16 protein-coding genes are annotated in these 17,203 nt (G+C 70.1%); 10 read left to right on the top strand and 6 right to left on the bottom strand.

The genetic code is table 11. The annotated features are described in order from the left end of the window. Positions 1-27: 27 nt before the first annotated feature. The 7 genes from IT347_14500 to tatA are packed head-to-tail and all read left to right on the top strand — an operon-like array spanning position 28 to position 4,375. Entirely contained in the window at positions 28-678 is a 651-nt protein-coding gene (locus IT347_14500) for a deoxynucleoside kinase (protein MCC6350794.1), read from the top strand. After that, positions 675-1,511: a 3-methyl-2-oxobutanoate hydroxymethyltransferase gene (gene panB, locus IT347_14495; GenBank protein MCC6350793.1), complete on the top strand. Its 837-nt coding sequence runs from the start codon at positions 675-677 to the stop codon at positions 1,509-1,511. The genes IT347_14500 and panB overlap by 4 nt, the downstream gene beginning before the upstream one ends. A 47-nt stretch (positions 1,512-1,558) precedes the next feature. Further along, the gene (locus tag IT347_14490) at positions 1,559-2,407 is read left to right on the top strand and encodes a pantoate--beta-alanine ligase (protein ID MCC6350792.1); all 849 of its coding nucleotides are present in this window, start codon (positions 1,559-1,561) and stop codon (positions 2,405-2,407) included. Continuing rightward, positions 2,404-3,171, top strand: a complete 768-nt coding sequence (locus IT347_14485; GenBank protein ID MCC6350791.1) for an NTP transferase domain-containing protein — start codon at positions 2,404-2,406, stop codon at positions 3,169-3,171. Before IT347_14490 ends, IT347_14485 begins: the two co-directional genes overlap by 4 nt. Beyond that, positions 3,171-3,725 (top strand): HIT domain-containing protein, encoded by a 555-nt coding sequence (locus IT347_14480; GenBank protein MCC6350790.1) that lies wholly within the window; start codon positions 3,171-3,173, stop codon positions 3,723-3,725. Before IT347_14485 ends, IT347_14480 begins: the two co-directional genes overlap by 1 nt. Beyond that, positions 3,715-4,140 carry a LytR C-terminal domain-containing protein gene (locus IT347_14475; GenBank protein ID MCC6350789.1) on the top strand — a complete coding sequence of 142 codons (426 nt, stop codon included), beginning with the start codon at positions 3,715-3,717 and terminating at the stop codon, positions 4,138-4,140. Before IT347_14480 ends, IT347_14475 begins: the two co-directional genes overlap by 11 nt. A gap of 25 nt (positions 4,141-4,165) precedes the next feature. Beyond that, on the top strand, positions 4,166-4,375 hold the full coding sequence (gene tatA / locus IT347_14470) for a twin-arginine translocase TatA/TatE family subunit (GenBank protein ID MCC6350788.1): 210 nt from the start codon (positions 4,166-4,168) through the stop codon (positions 4,373-4,375). Positions 4,376-4,462: 87 nt separating this feature from the next. Here the strand turns inward: tatA and IT347_14465 are convergent, their stop codons facing one another. Continuing rightward, positions 4,463-6,289 carry a SurA N-terminal domain-containing protein gene (locus tag IT347_14465; protein ID MCC6350787.1) on the bottom strand — a complete coding sequence of 609 codons (1,827 nt, stop codon included), beginning with the start codon at positions 6,287-6,289 and terminating at the stop codon, positions 4,463-4,465. 267 nt (positions 6,290-6,556) lie between these two features. Here IT347_14465 and IT347_14460 point away from each other — a divergent pair, with 267 nt between their 5' ends. The 3 genes from IT347_14460 to uvrA all read left to right on the top strand — a co-directional run bounded on the left by IT347_14460 (position 6,557) and on the right by uvrA (position 12,468). Continuing rightward, the gene (locus tag IT347_14460; protein MCC6350786.1) at positions 6,557-7,657 is read left to right on the top strand and encodes a PAS domain-containing protein; all 1,101 of its coding nucleotides are present in this window, start codon (positions 6,557-6,559) and stop codon (positions 7,655-7,657) included. A gap of 4 nt (positions 7,658-7,661) precedes the next feature. Continuing rightward, on the top strand, positions 7,662-9,050 hold the full coding sequence (locus IT347_14455) for a sigma-54-dependent Fis family transcriptional regulator (GenBank protein MCC6350785.1): 1,389 nt from the start codon (positions 7,662-7,664) through the stop codon (positions 9,048-9,050). Between the two features lie 631 nt (positions 9,051-9,681). After that, positions 9,682-12,468, top strand: a complete 2,787-nt coding sequence (gene uvrA, locus IT347_14450; protein ID MCC6350784.1) for an excinuclease ABC subunit UvrA — start codon at positions 9,682-9,684, stop codon at positions 12,466-12,468. 62 nt (positions 12,469-12,530) lie between these two features. Here the strand turns inward: uvrA and IT347_14445 are convergent, their stop codons facing one another. Genes IT347_14445 through IT347_14425 form a run of 5 tightly spaced genes read right to left on the bottom strand, consistent with a single transcriptional unit; the run spans position 12,531 to position 17,120 of the window. After that, positions 12,531-12,869 (bottom strand): HNH endonuclease, encoded by a 339-nt coding sequence (locus tag IT347_14445; GenBank protein ID MCC6350783.1) that lies wholly within the window; start codon positions 12,867-12,869, stop codon positions 12,531-12,533. A gap of 48 nt (positions 12,870-12,917) precedes the next feature. Further along, on the bottom strand, positions 12,918-13,841 hold the full coding sequence (locus IT347_14440; GenBank protein MCC6350782.1) for a hypothetical protein: 924 nt from the start codon (positions 13,839-13,841) through the stop codon (positions 12,918-12,920). A 2-nt stretch (positions 13,842-13,843) separates the two neighbouring features. After that, a complete protein-coding gene (gene sdhB / locus IT347_14435) occupies positions 13,844-14,596 on the bottom strand; it encodes a succinate dehydrogenase iron-sulfur subunit (protein ID MCC6350781.1) in 753 nt (250 codons plus the stop codon). 14 nt (positions 14,597-14,610) lie between these two features. Continuing rightward, positions 14,611-16,428: a succinate dehydrogenase flavoprotein subunit gene (gene sdhA, locus IT347_14430; GenBank protein MCC6350780.1), complete on the bottom strand. Its 1,818-nt coding sequence runs from the start codon at positions 16,426-16,428 to the stop codon at positions 14,611-14,613. Further along, positions 16,425-17,120 (bottom strand): succinate dehydrogenase, encoded by a 696-nt coding sequence (locus IT347_14425; protein ID MCC6350779.1) that lies wholly within the window; start codon positions 17,118-17,120, stop codon positions 16,425-16,427. The genes sdhA and IT347_14425 overlap by 4 nt, the downstream gene beginning before the upstream one ends. Positions 17,121-17,203: the final 83 nt, after the last annotated feature.

The following is a 17,203-nucleotide window of genomic DNA, read 5'->3' as shown; positions in this document are numbered from 1 at the left end:
TCCAGCTTCGGGACTCGTGGGGCGCGCGTGAGCGAGAATCGTTATCTTGTCATCGAAGGCGTCATCGGCGCGGGCAAGACCAGCCTCGCGCGCATGCTGACCGAACGGTTGCAGGCGAAACTGGTGCTCGAGGAGGTCGAGGAGAACCCGTTCCTCAAGGACTTCTACCGCGATCGGCTGCGTTATGCGTTCCAGACGCAGATGCACTTCCTGTTCAGCCGGTATCAGCAGCAGCGCGATCTGCGACAGACGGACCTGTTCAGCGAGAAGCTCGTTTCGGACTACCTGTTCCAGAAGGACCGCATCTTCGCCAGCCTGAATCTGGCCGGACGCGAGATGCAGCTGTACGAACGCCTCGTGGGCTGGCTCGAGATGGACGTGGTCAAGCCGGACATCGTCGTCTACCTGCAGGCGACGACCGACACGCTCATGGAACGGATCCGCAAGCGCGACCGGCCGTTCGAGCGCGAGATGCAGCGCGAATACATCGGTCAGTTGAACGACGCGTACACCCACTATTTCTTCCACTACGCGGAGACGCCGCTGCTGGTCGTGGACACCAACGCCATCGATTTCGTGAACCAGCCGGACGACTACGAGGACCTGGTGAAGCGCATCCTGTCGCACCGGCAGGGGACGCTCTACTACCGGCCGATCGAGAAGGGACGGACGTCATGAGCGGGGAACCGACCGCGGGCGCCGCCGCGAAGCGGCGGGCGAAGATCACGGCACCGGCGATCGTCGAGATGAAGCGTCGCGGCGAGGTGGTGACGGTGGTGACGGCGTACGACTACCCGATCGCCCGGCTCGCCGACGAGGCGGGCGTCGAGATTCTGCTGGTCGGTGATTCCGTGGGCACGGTGATGCTGGGATACGAGAGCACGCTGCCGGTGACCATGGACGACATGCTCCACCACGTGAAGGCGGTGACGCGGGCACGGCCGTCGGCCCTGGTGGTCGGCGACATGCCGTTCATGAGCTACCAGGCCTCGGTCGAGCAGGCCGTGATCAACGCCGGCCGGCTCGTGCAGGAGGGCGGCGCGGACGCGATCAAGCTGGAGGGCGGCGAGCGCGTCGCCGAGGCGGTGCGGCGAATCACCGACGCGGGCATCCCGGTGATGGGCCATCTCGGCCTCACGCCGCAGTCGGTGCTGGCCTTCGGCGGTTACAAGGTGCAGGCGCGCGGCGAGGCCGACCAGGAACGGCTCGTGCGCGAGGCGCAGCAACTCGAGGCGAGCGGCTGCTTCGCGATCGTCCTCGAGGGCATTCCGGCCAAGCTCGGCACGTCGGTCTCCCGCGCGCTGCAGGTGCCGACGATCGGCATCGGCGCCGGGGTGGGCTGCGACGGGCAGGTGCTGGTGACGCACGACATGCTGGGCCTCTACTTCGGGCGGCAGGCGAAGTTCGTGCGCCGCTACGCCGAGATCGGCGACGCCGTCCGCGACGCCTACGGCCGCTACGTGGCCGACGTGAAGGCGCGCCGCTTTCCGGGCGAGGCGGAGTCCTACTGAGCATGGCGACTCGTTCCCGGCGCGTGGCGGCGGGCCGTCGCACCGCGATGCGCCAGGTCGTCACGGTTGCCGAGTTGCGCGCCGCGCGCGCGGTGTTCGGCCGGCGCGGCGAGTCGGTCGCGTTCGTGCCGACCATGGGCGCCATCCACGAGGGCCACCTCTCGCTCGTGGCGCTCGCAAGGCGGGCGGCGGACCGCGTCGTGGCGAGCATCTTCGTCAACCCGCTCCAGTTCGGGCCGGGCGAGGACTACCGGCGCTACCCGCGGCCGCTGCGGCGCGATCGCGCCCGGTTCGCCGCGGCCGGCGTGGACCTGCTCTGGGAACCGCGCGTCGAGGACGTGTACCCGCCCGGCGACCGCACGCGCGTGCAGGTGCGGGAGCTGACGGCCACGCTCGAGGGCGCCTCGCGCCCCGGACATTTCGACGGCGTGACCACCGTGGTCGCGCGCCTGCTGCACGCCGTGCAGCCCGAGCAGTTGTGGCTCGGCCAGAAGGACGCCCAGCAGGCGGTCGTGCTGGAACGCATGATCGCCGACCTGCTGGTGCCGACCCGCGTGCGGCGGGGTCCGACGATTCGCGAGCCCGACGGTCTGGCGCGTTCGTCACGAAACGCCTACCTCGGTGCGCGCGAACGCCAGCAGGCGGTGGCGCTGTCGCAGGGCCTTTCGTCGGCGCGCGTGCTTCTCGGTCGCGGCGAACGCTCGGCGGCACGGCTGGCGGCGGCCATCCGACTCGAATGGTCCGGTTACCCGCTGGTGCGCGAGGATTACGTCGCGGTCGTGGACGCCGGCACCCTGCAACCGGTCCGCACGGTGAACGGCCGGGTGCTGGTGGCCGTGGCGGCGCGTATCGGCCGGACACGCTTGATCGACAACTTCGAATGGAGCCCCCGATGAGCCGTTTCTCGCACCCCGGAACCGTCGCGCTGGTGCTGGCGGCCGGCATGGGCAAGCGCATGAACAGCGACCTCGCCAAGGTGCTGCATCCGATGGCGGGCCGGCCGCTGCTGGCGCACGTCGTCGCGACGCTCGACGAGCTGGGCGTGGCGCGCAAGGTGGTGGTGATCGGACACCAGCGCGAAGCCGTGCGCGCGGCGTTCGCCGGCCGCGCGGACCTCGAGTGGGCGGTGCAGGCCGAGCAGCGCGGCACCGGGCACGCCTGCCGGATGGCCGCGCCGGCGCTCGCCGGATTCACCGGTACGTTGCTCGTCGTGTGCGGCGACACGCCGCTGCTCACCGCGGAGACGCTGCACGCCTTGCTCGGGCGCCATGCGGAGTCGGGAGCGTCCGTGACCGTGCTCAGCATGCGCCTGCCGGATCCCACGGGCTACGGACGCATCGTCCGAACCCCCGACGGCGCCGGCATCGAGCGCATCGTCGAGGAAAAGGACGCCAGCGCCGCCGAGCGCGCGCTGGACGAGGTCAACTCGGGCATCTACGCGTTTCGCTACGGCTCGCTCGCCGGCGTGCTGAACGGGCTGACGGCCGAGAACTCGCAGGGCGAGTACTACCTGACCGACACGGTCGCGCTGCTACGCGCCCGCGGCGAGCGGGCCGCCGTCGTCTGCGCGCCGGACGCGCGCGAGCTGCTGGGGATCAACACCGTGGCGCAACTCGCCGAAGCCGAAGCCGTGTACTTCGCGATGCGGGAGGGACGCTGATGCCGGCGCGGCGAAGCCACACGGCCGCGCTCGACCGCCTGTGGGCGCCGTGGCGGATGGGTTACCTGCGCAGCGCCGACCGGCCGTCGGGCTGCCTGTTCTGCCGGGTCGCGAAGGGCCGTGCCGACGCGCGCGACCTGGTCGTCGCGCGGAATCGCCACGCGCTGCTGCTCCTCAACCGCTACCCGTACAACCCCGCGCACCTGATGGTCGCCGTGAAGCGGCACGCGGCGCGCTTCACCGAGCTGTCCGCGGACGAACGCGTGGACCTGCTCGAGCTGGCGGCGCTCGCCGAACGCGTGCTGGCGGCCGAATACCGGCCGCACGGGGTCAACTACGGCCTCAACGTCGGCCGCGTCGCGGGCGCGGGCTTCCCCGGGCACCTGCACCTGCACCTCGTGCCGCGCTGGGACGGCGACACGAACTTCATGCCGGTCGTGGGCGGGACCAAGGTGCTGCCGGAGTCGCTGGCCCACACCTGGCGGCGCCTGCGCGCCGCGGTCGCGGCCGACGGCCGGAAGCCGTCGGCGAAGGCGCGTCGCCGTGGCGCGTAGGCGCGGCGGATCCGGCGGACCGCTCGTCTGGGCGCTCGCGCTGGTCGTGCTCGCGCTCGCCGGCTCGTGGGCGTGGACGCGCTTCGGCGGCCTGCGCGCGGCCCGGCCCTTTTCGAAGAGCGCGCGAGTCGTTCGCGTGCAGGTCCTGAACGGCTCCGGAGAGGCCGGCATCGGCGGGCGGGTGGCGTCCTTCCTGCGCGAAGGCGGCTACCAGGTCGTGGACGTGCGGAACGCCGACCGCCCGGACTACTTCTCCTCCCTGGTGGTGGCCCGCCGGAGCGACCTTTCCACCGCGCGCGAAGTGGCGCATTATCTCGGCGGGCCACCGCTCATCCGACAGGTCTGGGACTCGGACCTCGCCGACGTGAGCGTGATCATCGGCAGCGACCGGAGCCGGTTGCGGATCGAGCCCTGAGCGGTTCACAGACGGAGGGACGGAAGTGTTCAACTTCGGTGGCGGGGAAATGCTGATCGTGCTGCTGATCGTGCTGCTGCTCTTCGGGCCGAGTCAGCTTCCGAAGATGGCGCGCGGTTTCGGGCAGGCGATCCGCGAGTTCAAGAAGGCGCAGCGCGAGATCACCGACGAGATCCAGCGCGAGGAGCCGCCCGCGGACGCGTCGAAGGCGAACGAGAAGAAATCGGGCGGCTGAGCGCCCGCCCGCTGACGAATCGGCGCGGCCCCGGGCACCCCGGAGCCGCGCCGATGTGTGTTTCGCCCGCGCCCGCGCGGGGACGGCTCAATCGTTCAGGAAGGCCCGGCGGTTGTCCTCGATCTTCGCGCGTTCGCGCAGCATCGTCAGATAGCCGTCGAAAAAGGTGCGCTGGCGGCGTTGCAGGATCTCGGTCGTCAGCTGGCCCTTGATCTGGTCGTTGAACGTCGAGTCGGGCGCGGTGGTGATGTTTTCCAGCCGCCCGAAGTACCAGCCTCCCAGCGAATGGAAGGGTCCGACGACCTGTCCGGGCCTGGCCGCCCAGAGCGCGCCCTGCAGGTCGGGCGCGACCATCACGCGCGGGTCGGGCTGCTGGCGCGTCATCTGGATCGTCTGCGCGGAAAGCCCCGTCGCCTGCGCGGCCTGCTCGAGCGTCTGACCGGACTTGAGCGCCTGCTCGATCCGATCCGCACGCGGCTTGACGGCGTTCACGCGGTGTTCGACGTCGGCGATCTGCTTGAGCTGGTCGCCGATCTCCGCCCGCGTCGGCGGCCCGGGCGGGTGCTGGAGCGCGACCTGGGCGATCAGGAACACGTCGCCGGTGCTGAACACCGGGCTCACGGCGCCCTGCTTGTTGGTGAGGCCCCAGTCGGCGGCCTCGGGTGCCACGTACAGCTGCGGCGGCAGGTTGTTCTGGTCGAAGGCCGGCGTCTTCTCGGTGGACAGCCCCTTCTCGGTGGCGGCCTTGGCGAGCCCCACCTGTTCGGCCCTCCGGACGATGGCCTCCGCCTTCTCGTACTGTTCGCGCAGCGACTCCGGGGACGGCCGCAGCTTGATCGCGATCTGGGCCAGCTTGAAGGCGCCGGCCGGAGCGTTGCGCGCCACCGAATCGCGCGCCGGGTCGAGCACCTTGAAGATCAGAACCTGGCCGCCCTCGCGAAACGGGGGCAGGATCCCGCCGGGCTTGAGGGCGGCGATCTGTGGACCGACCGCACCCATTTCCGACGGCTGGAGGAAGCGATCGATCACGCCACCGCTGGCGGCGTTCGCGCCCTCGGAGTTGTCGCGCGCGAGGGTGTTCCAGTCCTCGCCGGCGATCGCGCGGTCGTAGATGCCCTTCGCGCGTTCGGTCGCGTCCCGGACCTCGTCGGGGCTGTACTGGATCGGGATCGCGAGCAGCTCGAGCTGCGTCCGCGCGGGCGTGGCGAGGCGCGTGCGGTAGCGCTCGTAGACCTTCTGCATCTCGGCCTCCGAGTTTCCGGCCGAGCCGGTGTCGGCCGGCGGAACCTGGACGATGACCGCGGTCAGCCGGTCGTAGCGGTCGTGCCAGGCCTCGCGCAGTTCCCCGTCGGAGAGCTTGAGCGAGGACATGAGCCGTTCCTGGAGCCGGCGAACGGGCAGTTCCTCGCGCATCTGCTCCTCGAACGGCGACCAGTCAATGTTGGGGTTGCCGAGTGCCGCCGCGTACTTCTGGGGATCGAACTTGCCGTTCGTCTGGAAGGCCTCGGCCGTGTACAGGGCCGCGGGCGGAGTCGTGCGCATGCCGACGATCACGTCGTTGTCCGTGACCTTGATGCCCGCCTGCTTCGCCTGCTGCGCGAACAGGATCTCGTTGACCAGCGTGCGCCAGGCGCGCTGCTGCACCGACTTGAGGTCCCGGTCGGTCGGGTCGGTGTTGTACTGCTGCCGGTAGGCCTGGATCGCGGAGTTCTGCGCTCCCTGCCACATCTGGGCGGTCACCTTCTCGCCGTTGACCTCGCCGTACGACCCCGACTGGCGGGCGGCCGAGCGGGAGTCGCTTCCCATGCTGCCGAAGAAGCTGAAGCCGATGAGGAAGGTGAAGACGGTGGCGACCGTGATGACCAGCCAGATGATCTTCGTGCGCTTGTTGCCTGCGCGCAGGTGATGCAGCATTCGGCGACTCCGGAATGGGGCCCGCGGTGCTTCGAGTGGGGTGGGAACAGTGGGCGGGGAGTCTAGCAGCCGGTGCGCGCCGGGCACAACGCGGCGCCACGCCTTGCGGCGCCGCGAGTCCCGGCCCAGTTTGGCGTTTCGTGACGCGGGGTGCTGTGCTACCTCTTGTCCCACGTCCACAACGCCGAGGGATCGGCCCCGCCGCCGAGCGCGCCCGGAGGGGAGCGCGGGAGCGGACGTCCGCCTCGCACCGCCAAGGATCGCACCGTGCGCACCGACGTCGTCCACCGTCCCGCGGAAGGCGGAACGGACGTCCGCGAGATGGCCCTGCCGGCCACCGTGCTGGACACGCTCGAGCAGGGCGTCGTGGCGCTGGACCGCGAGCGGAAGGTGGTCTACGCGAACCGCCACCTCGAGGACCTGCTGAGCGTCGAGCCCGGAGCGCTGCTCGGCCTGCCGGGCAATCGCGTTTTTCCGGGCGCCGAGGCCCGCTGGCTCAAGGGCTCGACCCGCGAGGCGCGGGATTTCCGGATCGAGACCGAGGGACGGGAGATCACGCTCAAGGCGGAGTCGCTGCCCATGCGCGACGAGGACGGCGAACTGACCGGCTCGGTCATCCTCGCCGAGGCGATCTACGAGAGCGAGGACGGCGAGTTCCAGAAGAAGATCGACCGGCTGGTCTCGCTCGGCGAGCTGTCGGCCTACGTCGCGCACGAGATCCGCAATCCGCTCACGGGCATCCGCACCACCATCCAGTTCGTCGCCTCGAAGCTGAAGCCGCGCGACGCGCGGCGCGAAGACCTCGACGACGTCATCAAGGAGCTGGATCGCATCGAGCAGATCATCACCGGCCTGCTGCTGTTCGCGCGCCCGCCGCAGGCGCGGCCCCAGCCGTGCGACCTTCACCAGGTGCTCGAGCGCACGCTCGACCTCATGTCGGCGCAGCTCGCGGACCTGCAGGTGGCGGTGATCCGAGAGTTCATGGAGGGACTGCCGCTGGTCGAGGTGGATCCCGACCTGATGCAGCAGGTGTTCCTCAACCTGTGCATCAACGCCGCGCAGGCCATGCCCGAAGGAGGCACGCTGACCATCGCCACCGGCGTGCGACGCTATCGCACGCGCCGGTCGCTCGTGGACGTCTCGATCCGCGACACGGGCGTGGGGATTCCCCGCGATCTGATGGAGAAGATCTTCGACCCGTTCTTCACCACGCGCTCGATGGGCACCGGACTCGGCCTGCCGATCTCGGTGCAGATCGTCCGTGACACCGGAGGCGTGGTGACGGCCAGGAACAACCCGGGAGGAGGCGCGACGCTGCGCGTTTCCCTGCCGCTGCCGGCCGAGCCGCCCGGCAAGACGGAGGAGTGACGCCGTGAAGACCTCCGTGCTGGTCGTGGACGACGAACTCCTGATCCGCAAGTCGCTCGGCAAGGTCCTGCGCGCGCGCGGTTACGCCGTGGAGGTCGCGAGCACCGGAGCCGAGGGCCTCGAGAAGGTGGGCGAGGTCCGGCCGCAGGTGATGATCCTCGACATGCGCCTGCCCGACACGGACGGGCTGTCGGTGCTGCGCCGCGCGCGCCAGCTCGATCCGCTGCTCCAGATCATCATCATCACCGCCTACGGTGACGTGCAGACCGCGGTGGACGCCATGAAGCACGGCGCCTGCGACTTCGTGCGGAAGCCCTACGAGCTGGAGGACATCGTGCTGGCCGTGGAGTCCGCCGGCCGGAACTTCCGGCAGGCGACCGAGCTCGATCTCTACCGCCGGCGCGCCTGGCAGCACTACTCCGGCGAGGAGATCATCGGGCAGTCGGCCGCGATGCGCGAAGTGCGCGCCCTGATCGACAAGGTCGTCCGCAGCAAGGCGACCTCGGTCCTGATTTCGGGCGAGAGCGGGACGGGCAAGGAACTGGTGGCGCGCGCGGTGCACTACCGAAGCGACCGCGCCCAGGCGCCGCTGATGGAGGTGAACTGCTCCTCCTTCCAGGAGGCGCTGCTCGAGAACGAACTGTTCGGCCACGAGAAGGGCGCCTTCACCGACGCCTCCGACACCAAGAAGGGGCTCGTCGAGCTGTGCGACGGCGGTACGCTCTTTCTCGACGAGGTGGCCGACATGCCGCTGCCCACGCAGGCCAAGCTCCTGCGATTCATCGATCATCGGAACTTCAAGCGGGTCGGCGGCGCGCACGACATCTCGGTGGACATCCGCATCGTCGCGGCCACTAACAAGAGCGTCGAGGAGGAAGTGCGGGCCGGGCGGTTTCGCGGCGACCTCTACTTCCGGCTCAAGGTCGTGTCCATCACCCTGCCGCCGCTGCGCGAGCGGGGCGAGGACGTGCTGATGCTGGCGCGGCACTTCATGCGGGAGTTCTCGCGCAAGTTCCAGAAATCGTTCGACGACTTCACGCCCGAGGCCCGCCGCGTGCTGCTCGAATACCCCTGGCCGGGCAATGTCCGCGAGCTGCGCAACCTGATCGAACGCGTCGTCCTGCTCGAGGAGGGCCAGCAGATCGACTCGGAGCACTTCCCGCCGGAGCTGCTCGGACGCCGCACCGCGCCGGCGAGCACCGCGGTTGCGGCGGTGCGGGACGTGCTCGGGCTGCCGACGCTCGCGCAGATCGAAGCGGATCACATCAGCGAGGTGCTGCGCATGACCTCCGGCAACAAGAGCCGGGCGGCGCGCATCCTGGGCATCTCCCGACAGGGGCTGATCGAGAAACTGCGACGGCTTCGCATCGAGGAGGCCAGGACTGTCAAGTAACTGGACGGACGCAACAAACTGGACACCACCGCGCATCTCGTGTGCAGACAACGAGATGCGTTTCGTTTTCGGCGTAAGAAGCTAGTTTATTGACACTTAGAAGATTTCAAGTTCGGCGATCGCACGCCGCATCAGTCCGCATCCCAGGCCAGCATGAGTCGCTAAAGCCATTGTTCAATGGGTATTACGTCATGCCGCCAGTTCGGCCACCAGCGACTGGCACGGGCCGTGCTGGAGCACTCGGGCGAGACGCGACCGCTCGGATTCGTCCGCGTCGCCATCACGGTAGTCCGCAGAGCACGAACGAATCGAGTGAATGCGGAGGAGGTGATCCCCGAATGGCTGCCAAGAAGAAGGCTGCGAAGAAGAAGGCCACGAAGAAGAAGGCCGCGAAGAAGAAGTAACCGGTTGTCTGGACCTGGCACGTCCTGAAGGGCGCGTCGGCTTGATCGCCGGCCGCCCTTCAACTTTGAACGCCCCTACGGGCGCGCATTGAACCGGGGGCTCCGAGTCAAGGCAGGCCGTCCCCTCCGGTTCGCGCGGTGCGGTTACCGGCACGGATGCCGGAGCCGCCCGCATCCTGCTCCGGCGGCCGGCCCTGTGGCGCGTGCTATCGTCCGCGCTCCCTCCCATGAAAGATCCCGCCCTCGAGCCCGTCCGCCTGCTCCGCATCCGCGGCGCCCGCCAGCACAACCTTCGCGACTTTGATCTCGACCTTCCGCGCGGCGAGTTGACGGTCATCACGGGTGTCTCCGGCTCGGGCAAGTCCTCGCTCGCCTTCGACACCCTTTACGCGGAAGGCCAGCGCCGTTACGTCGAGTCCGTCTCGGCGTACGCCAAGCAGTTCCTCGAACGCCTGCCGCGCCCCGACGTGGACGCGATCCACGGCCTCACGCCCGCCGTCAGCATCCAGCAGGTCGCTCCCGCGCGCAGCGCCCGCTCGACCGTCGGCACGGCGACCGAAGTCCACGATTACCTGCGCCTGCTCTACGCCCGGATCGGCACGGTCCACTGCGCCCACTGCGGCCACCCGGTGCTCGCCGACTCGCCGCAGTCCGTTGCCCGCGAAGCGGCCGGCCGGCCGGAGGGCGAATGGCTGCACGTGTTCGCGCCCGTGGCGCTTTCCGCCAGGCTCGCGTGGGCCGAGCAGGCCGGGCACCTGCTTCGGGCGGGCTACACGCGCGCGCGCATCGCGGGCGATCTGGTCGAACTGGACCCGCTCCCGAAGCTGCGCCGCGGCACGAAGTCGCTCGAGATCCTGGTGGACCGCTTCCGCTGGAGGCCGGAGGAAGCGCAGCGCCTGGTCGAGGCCTGCGAGCAGGCGTTCCGCCGGGGCGAGGGACGCCTGCTGCTCCAACTCGGCGGAGCGGAGCCCGTCGCGCGGAGCGAGCGCTGGGAATGCGCGAACTGTTCCCGGCCGGCGGTGCAGCCCGAGCCCGCGCTGTTCTCGTTCAACAGCCCGCTGGGCGTCTGTCCGGAATGCCGTGGCTTCGGCGACGTGCTGACCTTCGCGCCGGAGCTGATCGTGCCCGACGCATCGAAGTCCCTGAAGGCCGGCGCGCTCGATCCCTGGGCGAAATCCTGGCGCGCCACGATGTGGCCGAAGTTGCAGAAGCTCTCGGCCGAACGCGGGGTTCCGCTCGAGGTGCCGTGGCGGAAGCTGTCCGAGGAGCATCGCCACCTGCTGCTCCACGGTGACCGGACGTTTCGCGGCGTCCTCCCGTTTCTCGAGCGGCTGCAGCAGAAGTCGTACAAGGCCGGGAATCGCTTCGTGGTCCGTCGCTACCAGAGCCCGCGGCGGTGCGGCGCCTGCGGCGGCGCCCGGCTGCGGCCCGAGGCCCTGCAGGTGAAGCTCGGCGGGCTCTCGATCGCGCAGTTGTGCGCGCACTCGATCTCGGCCGCCGCCGGTTTCCTCGATCAGCTCGATCTGTCCGAGACTCAGCGCACCATCGCCGGCACCGCGCTGGCCGAAGTGCGGTCGCGCCTGCGATTCCTGCTCCGCGTGGACCTGGGCTACCTGACGCTCGATCGCCTCACGCGAACGCTTTCGGGAGGCGAAGCGCAGCGGATCGAGCTCGCGAACGCGCTGGGCGCGAACCTCGCCGACACGCTCTACGTGCTCGACGAGCCGACCGTGGGGCTGCACCCGCGCGACACCGAACGGCTGATCGGCATCCTGCGCGAGCTGGCCGCGCGGGGGAACACGCTGGTCGTGGTCGAGCACGAACCGATGGTGATCCGCGCGGCGTCTTATCTGGTCGAGCTGGGGCCCGGGGCGGGCGAGAACGGAGGCCGGCTGCTCTACGCCGGTCCGGCCGCGGATGCCAGCGCCGCCGCCGGATCGGACACCGCGCGCTGGCTGGCCGGGGAGAAACGCGTCGTGCGCCCGCGCGCGCCCGGGGAGCCGCGGACGTTCCTGACCGTCGAAGGGGCGGGGGAACACAACCTCAAGGGCGTGACGGCGCGCTTTCCGATCGGCCGCGTGACGGCCGTGACGGGCGTCTCGGGCTCCGGCAAGAGCAGCCTGGTCGAGGACGTGCTCTACCGTGCCGCGCTGCGGGCGCTCGAGGGCCGCGAGGACGCGCCCGTCGGAGCGCACCGGGCGCTCAAGGGGCTCGAACACCTGCGGCGGGTGGTGCTGGTGGACCAGTCGCCGATCGGCCGGACGCCGCGCTCGTGCCCGGTCACCTACATGGGCGCCTACGCCGCGTTGCGCGAGCTGTTCGCCCGCCAGCCGGCCGCCCGCCAGCACGGCTGGAAGGAGGGCGCGTTTTCCTTCAACAGCGCGGGCGGGCGCTGCGAGAACTGCGAGGGCGCCGGACGGGTCGAGGTCGAGATGTACTTTCTCGCCGATCTGTCCGTGCCGTGCGAAGTGTGCGGCGGTTCGCGCTTCAAGCCCGAGGTGCTCGAGGTGCGTTACCGCGGCGCGAGCATCAAGGACGCGCTCGACATGACGGTGGACCAGGCCTTCCACCACTTCGCGAGCGAACCGAAGTTCACCCGCGGCCTGCACATCCTGCGGCGGGTCGGGCTCGGTTATTTGCGGCTCGGGCAGGGCGCGAACACGCTGTCGGGGGGGGAGGCGCAGCGGCTGAAGATCGCGCGCGAGCTCTCGGCGCGCGGCACGGGACCGTGCCTGTACGTGCTCGACGAGCCGACCGTGGGGCTGCACTGGGCCGACATCCAGCTGCTGCTGGAGGTGCTCGACGACCTGGCCGGACGCGGCGACACGGTCGTGCTCGTGGAGCACAACCTCGACGTCATCCGCTGCTGCGACTGGGTCGTGGACCTGGGACCCGGCGGCGGGGACGGCGGCGGCGAACTGGTCGCCGAAGGTCCGCCCGAGCGCATCGCGGCAAGCGGGCGTTCGCACACCGGGCGGTGGCTGCTCGAATCGCTCGAGCCGGCGCCGCGCTGAGCGCCGTGCCCCCCGCGCGGGCCACTCCCGCGCGGGACGACGCTCCGGAAGGGGTTCCGCGTTCAGCGACGGCTGCGGGCCGCCTTCACCTTCGTGGTGCCGCCCGCGTAGTGCGGAAAGTCGGTGTCGTGCCCGAGCACGGTGCCGTGCGCGTAGTTGCCGCCCTCGTGGGCGGAGTAGTGACACGCCTGGCAGAGAATCACGCAGTTGCGCTCGGAGTTCGTTCCGCCCAGCCGAACCGGGGTCAGGTGGTGCGCCTGGCCGCTCTCGCCGAAGCGGTGATCGAGGCGGCCGTCCTCACCCAGCCAGGTGATCGGCGTGCCGCACGACGCGCACTGGTTCGCCTGTCGGGCGAGCGCGCTCTCCATGGTGCCTCGCGAGAACTCGTTCGGTCGCTTCATCTGCGGGCCTCCTCGGAAACAGGGGATCGTCGAACGGGCGGCGGGCCTTCAGCCCGCGTCGCCCTGCGGCGGAGCAGCTGACAACTCGTCCGGCAGCGCACGGTCGGCCGCGGCGACCGCGATTTCGTTCGGGCCCAGCACGTCGCCCTCGACGACGACGCCGCGCAGCAGCGCCAGCGGCACCATCTCGAAGTAGACGTTGCGCGGCTTCACGCCCGCGGGCGCAGCATCCCACAACTCCGCGGGCGGCATCTCGGCGATCGCCAGCGCGGGCGTCGCGGCGGGAATGAGCTTGCGCCGGGTCGCGATCGCGTGGACCGGCACGCCGTGCTCGCGGGCGGCGAGCGCCGCCACGAACGAACCGACCTTGTTGAGCACGCCGTGCTCGGTGACCGCGTCGGCGCCGAGCCAGACGGCCGCGGCCTGCTGCACGAGCATCGGCAGGGCGGCGTCCGCGACCAGCCAGACCGGGATGTCGTCCGCCGCCAGCGCCGCCGCCATGGCGCGGCCCTCGAGCTTCGGGCGGCTCTCGGCGAGGATCACCCGCGGCGCCCGGCCGCCGCGGCGAAGCTCGCGCAGCGCCTCGAGCACGAGGCCGCTCATGGAAAGCGTCGCGATCCAGGGACCGGGCTGCGAAACCAGCGCCGCCGCCGTGCGCGCCGAGGCTTTCGCCGCCGCGGCCAGGTCGCCGCGCTCGCTCGCGCAACTCGCGGCGAGGTGGGCGCGCAGGTCGGCCGCGCCGTCCTCGCGCGCGAGGCCGGCGTCCGCCACCGACAGCGCGCGCGCGGCCAGCTGGTGGACCAGCGCCATGCTCGGCTGGGCCGCCTGCGCCGCGCGCAGCCACGGCAGCAGCGCCGCCCGCAGGGCCGGGGCCGACGGGGAGCGGTCCACGGCGACCCAGCGCTCGAGCGCGTCGAGGAAGCCGGCGGCGACCGAGGTGGAGCCGTCGTTGCGGTTGCCGGCGAAGGCCACGGCTACTTTTGGAACAGCAGCTTCAGCCACTGGACCGTGGTCTGCCGGCCGAGCTCGCCGAAGGCCTCGGTCAGCGGAATGCCCTTGGGACAGACCTCGACGCAGTTCTGCGAGTTGCCGCAGTCCACGAGGCCGCCGCGGCCCATGATCTGGTCCAGGCGCTCGCGGGCGCTCAGCCGGCCGGTCGGGTGGGCGTTGAACAGTCGCACCTGCGCGAGCGGCGCCGGCCCCATGAACTCGGAGCGGCCGTTGAACTGCGGGCACGCCTCCATGCAGCATCCGCACGTCATGCAGCGCGAAAAGACGTAGTTGGCTTCCGCCTCCTCGGCGGACATGCGCGGCCCCGGGCCGAGGTCGTAGGTTCCGTCGATCGGGATCCACGCGTGCACCCGCTTGAGCGAATCGAACATCGGCTGCCGGTCCACCTGCAGGTCGCGCACGACCGGAAACTTGGTCATCGGCTCCAGCGTGATCGGGCCCTCGGGCAGGTTGTCCACCAGCGCCGTGCACGACTGCCGAACCCGGCCGTTCACGAGCATGGTGCACGAGCCGCACACCTCCTCGAGGCAGGACGACTCCCAGTGCACCGGCGTGGTCGTGCGGCCCTGCCGCGTCACGGGGTTCTTGCGGATCTCCATGAGGCACGAGATCACGTTCATGCTCGGCTGCCACGGCACGGAGAACTCCTCCCAGCGCGGGGCCGCGGTGGGCGAGTCCTGCCGGCGGATGCGGAGTTCGATGGACTGTCGGGGCATCTCGCGCGTCTCCTCTAGTCGTACTTCCGCTCGACCGGTGCGCAGAGCGAAACGTCCACCGGTTCGTAGTGGAGCTGGGGCCCGTCGGGCGTGAAGGTCGCGATGGTGGACTTGAGCCAGTGGGCGTCGTCCCGCTTCGGGAACTCGGGCTTGAAGTGGGCTCCGCGGGTCTCGTCGCGGGCCAGGGCGCCGAGCGTCACGACGCGCGCCAGGTGCAGCATGTTCCAGAGCTGATTCATGAACGCCAGCGGGGCGTTCGCCCACTGGCCGTTGTCCAGCACGCTCGCCTTGTGCCAGCGGTCCATCAGCTCGAGGATCTTCGCGTCGGTGGCGCGCAGCTTCGAGTTCTCGCGCACGATCGTGACGTTCTCGAGCATGACCCGGCCCAGTTCCTCGTGGAGGCGGTAGGGATTCTCGGGCCCCTCGCGGCGCGCCAGGTCGGCGAAGCGGGCGGTCCATTTCGCCTCGGCGGCCTCGAACAGCGACGCGGGCGCCTCGCTGCCGGCCTTCGCCTGGCCGTGGGCGTAGGCGACCGCCGCGGGACCCCCGACCTGTCCGGCGTACACGCACGACAGCAGCGAGTTCGCGCCGAGCCGGTTGGCTCCATGGTACTGGTAGTCCACCTCGCCGATGGCGTACAGCCCCGGCACGCTGGTCATCTGGTTCTTCGGACTGCCGAGATCGAGGAAGCCGTCGGCCGTGCGTTCGTAGTCCGCCCACAGGCCGCCCATCGAATAGTGGACGGCGGGGAAGATCTTCATGGGCACGTCGCACGGGTCGTCGCCGGTGAACTTCTCGTAGATCTCGAGAATGCCCTCGAGCTTGTGCTTGAGCGTCGCGCGCGGGATGTGCGTGAGGTCGAGGTAGACGCACAGCTTGCCGTCCACGCCGAGGCCCAGGTTGACGCACACGTCGTGGATCTCGCGGCTCGCGACGTCGCGCGGCACGAGGTTGCCGTAGTGCGGATAGCGTTCCTCGAGGAAGTACCAGCGGTCCGCCTCGGGAATCTGCTTCGCGGCGCGCGCGTCGCCCTTCGTGCGCGGCACCCAGATCCGGCCGCCTTCGCCGCGGGCGGATTCGCTCATCAGGCGCAGCTTGTCCGCGCCGGGAATGGCGGTCGGGTGGATCTGGATGAACTCGCCGTTGCCGTACCGGGCGCCTTCCATGTAGGCCGTGGCGGCGGCCGAGCCCGAGTTGATGATGCTGTTGGTGGACTTGCCGAACAGCAGGCCCGGCCCGCCGGTCGCGAGGATCACCGCGTCGGCGCGGAACGCGCGTGTCTTCATGGTCCGCAGATCGAGCGCGACGAGCCCGACGCAGCGGCCCGCGGAGTCGCGCACCGTGCCGACGAACTCCGAGCCTTCGTGCTTGCTGACGCGGCCCGCCACCTCGTGGCGGCGAACCTGCTCGTCCAGCGCGTACAGGAGCTGCTGCCCGGTGGTGGCCCCCGCGAACGCCGTGCGGTTGTAGAGCGTGCCGCCGAAGCGGCGGAAGTCCAGCAGCCCCTCGGGCGTCCGGTTGAAGGGGACGCCCATGCGGTCGAACAGGTAGATGATGCCGGGCGCCGCGTAGCACATGCCCTTGATCGGCGGCTGGTGGGCGAGGAAGTCGCCGCCGCGGCAGGTGTCCACGAAATGGATCTCGGGGCTGTCGTTCTCGCCCTTGACGTTGACCGCGCCGTTGATGCCGCCCTGCGCGCACACGGAATGCGACCGCTTCACGGGCACGATCGAGAACAGTTCGACGTGTCCGCCGGCCTCGGCGATGCGGATCGTCGCCATGAGGCCCGCGAGGCCGCCGCCGACGACGGCGATGCGCGGCGCGGCCATCAGCGCGTTCCTCCATCCATCACGACCGCGTGGTCCTGCCCGTGCGGCTTGGTGATCCAGTCGGGATACAGCCCGCGCCCCGTGAAGGCGAGCAGCGAGTTGAGCGCGACGAGCGCGAGGACCACGGCGAACGCGAGCCCCAGGCGGGCGACCCGAAGTTGCGCCTTGCGGCTGGTCACGAATCCCCAGTGGATCGCGAAGCCGAAAAGGCCGTTGCCGAAGTGCCAGCACGCCGAGAGGATGCCGACGACCATGAACCAGAACATCGCCGGAGAGGAGAGTTGCTTGCGCATGAAGTCGTAGGGGCTCGGCGATTGGAGGTACGCCGGGTCGAAGCGCGTCTGGAACGTGTGGAAGATGATGTAGAAGATCAGCACGACGCCGGTGACGCGCTGCATCGTGTACATCCAGTTCGTCGCGTACCCGTAGCGCTCGAGGTTCGGCTTCGAGGTCGTGGCGATGAACACGCCCAGGACCATGTGCAGCAGGATCGGCAGCCAGATGCCGAACGCCTCGACCGCGCCGACGTAGGGGATGCGGGCCAGGTCGGCGGCGGCCCGATCGAACGCGGCGGCTCCCTGCAGGGCCATCGAGTTCGTGTAGAAGTGCTCGAGCAGGAAGACGCCGATCGGGAACACCCCGGTCAGCGAGTGCAGCCGCTTGAGGACGAAGTACGTGCGGTCGGAGACCTTCATGGCCGTGCCTTTCGCTGGGAGGCTCGCGGACCGCGCCGTCGCGGCCCAACGCGGCACGATAGAACACCTGGGCGGGACGGGCC

Source organism: Candidatus Eisenbacteria bacterium, assembly GCA_020847735.1.
In the GTDB taxonomy this organism is placed as follows: Bacteria; Eisenbacteria; RBG-16-71-46; order RBG-16-71-46; family RBG-16-71-46; genus CAIXRL01.
This window is presented reverse-complemented; position numbering and strand designations above follow the sequence as displayed.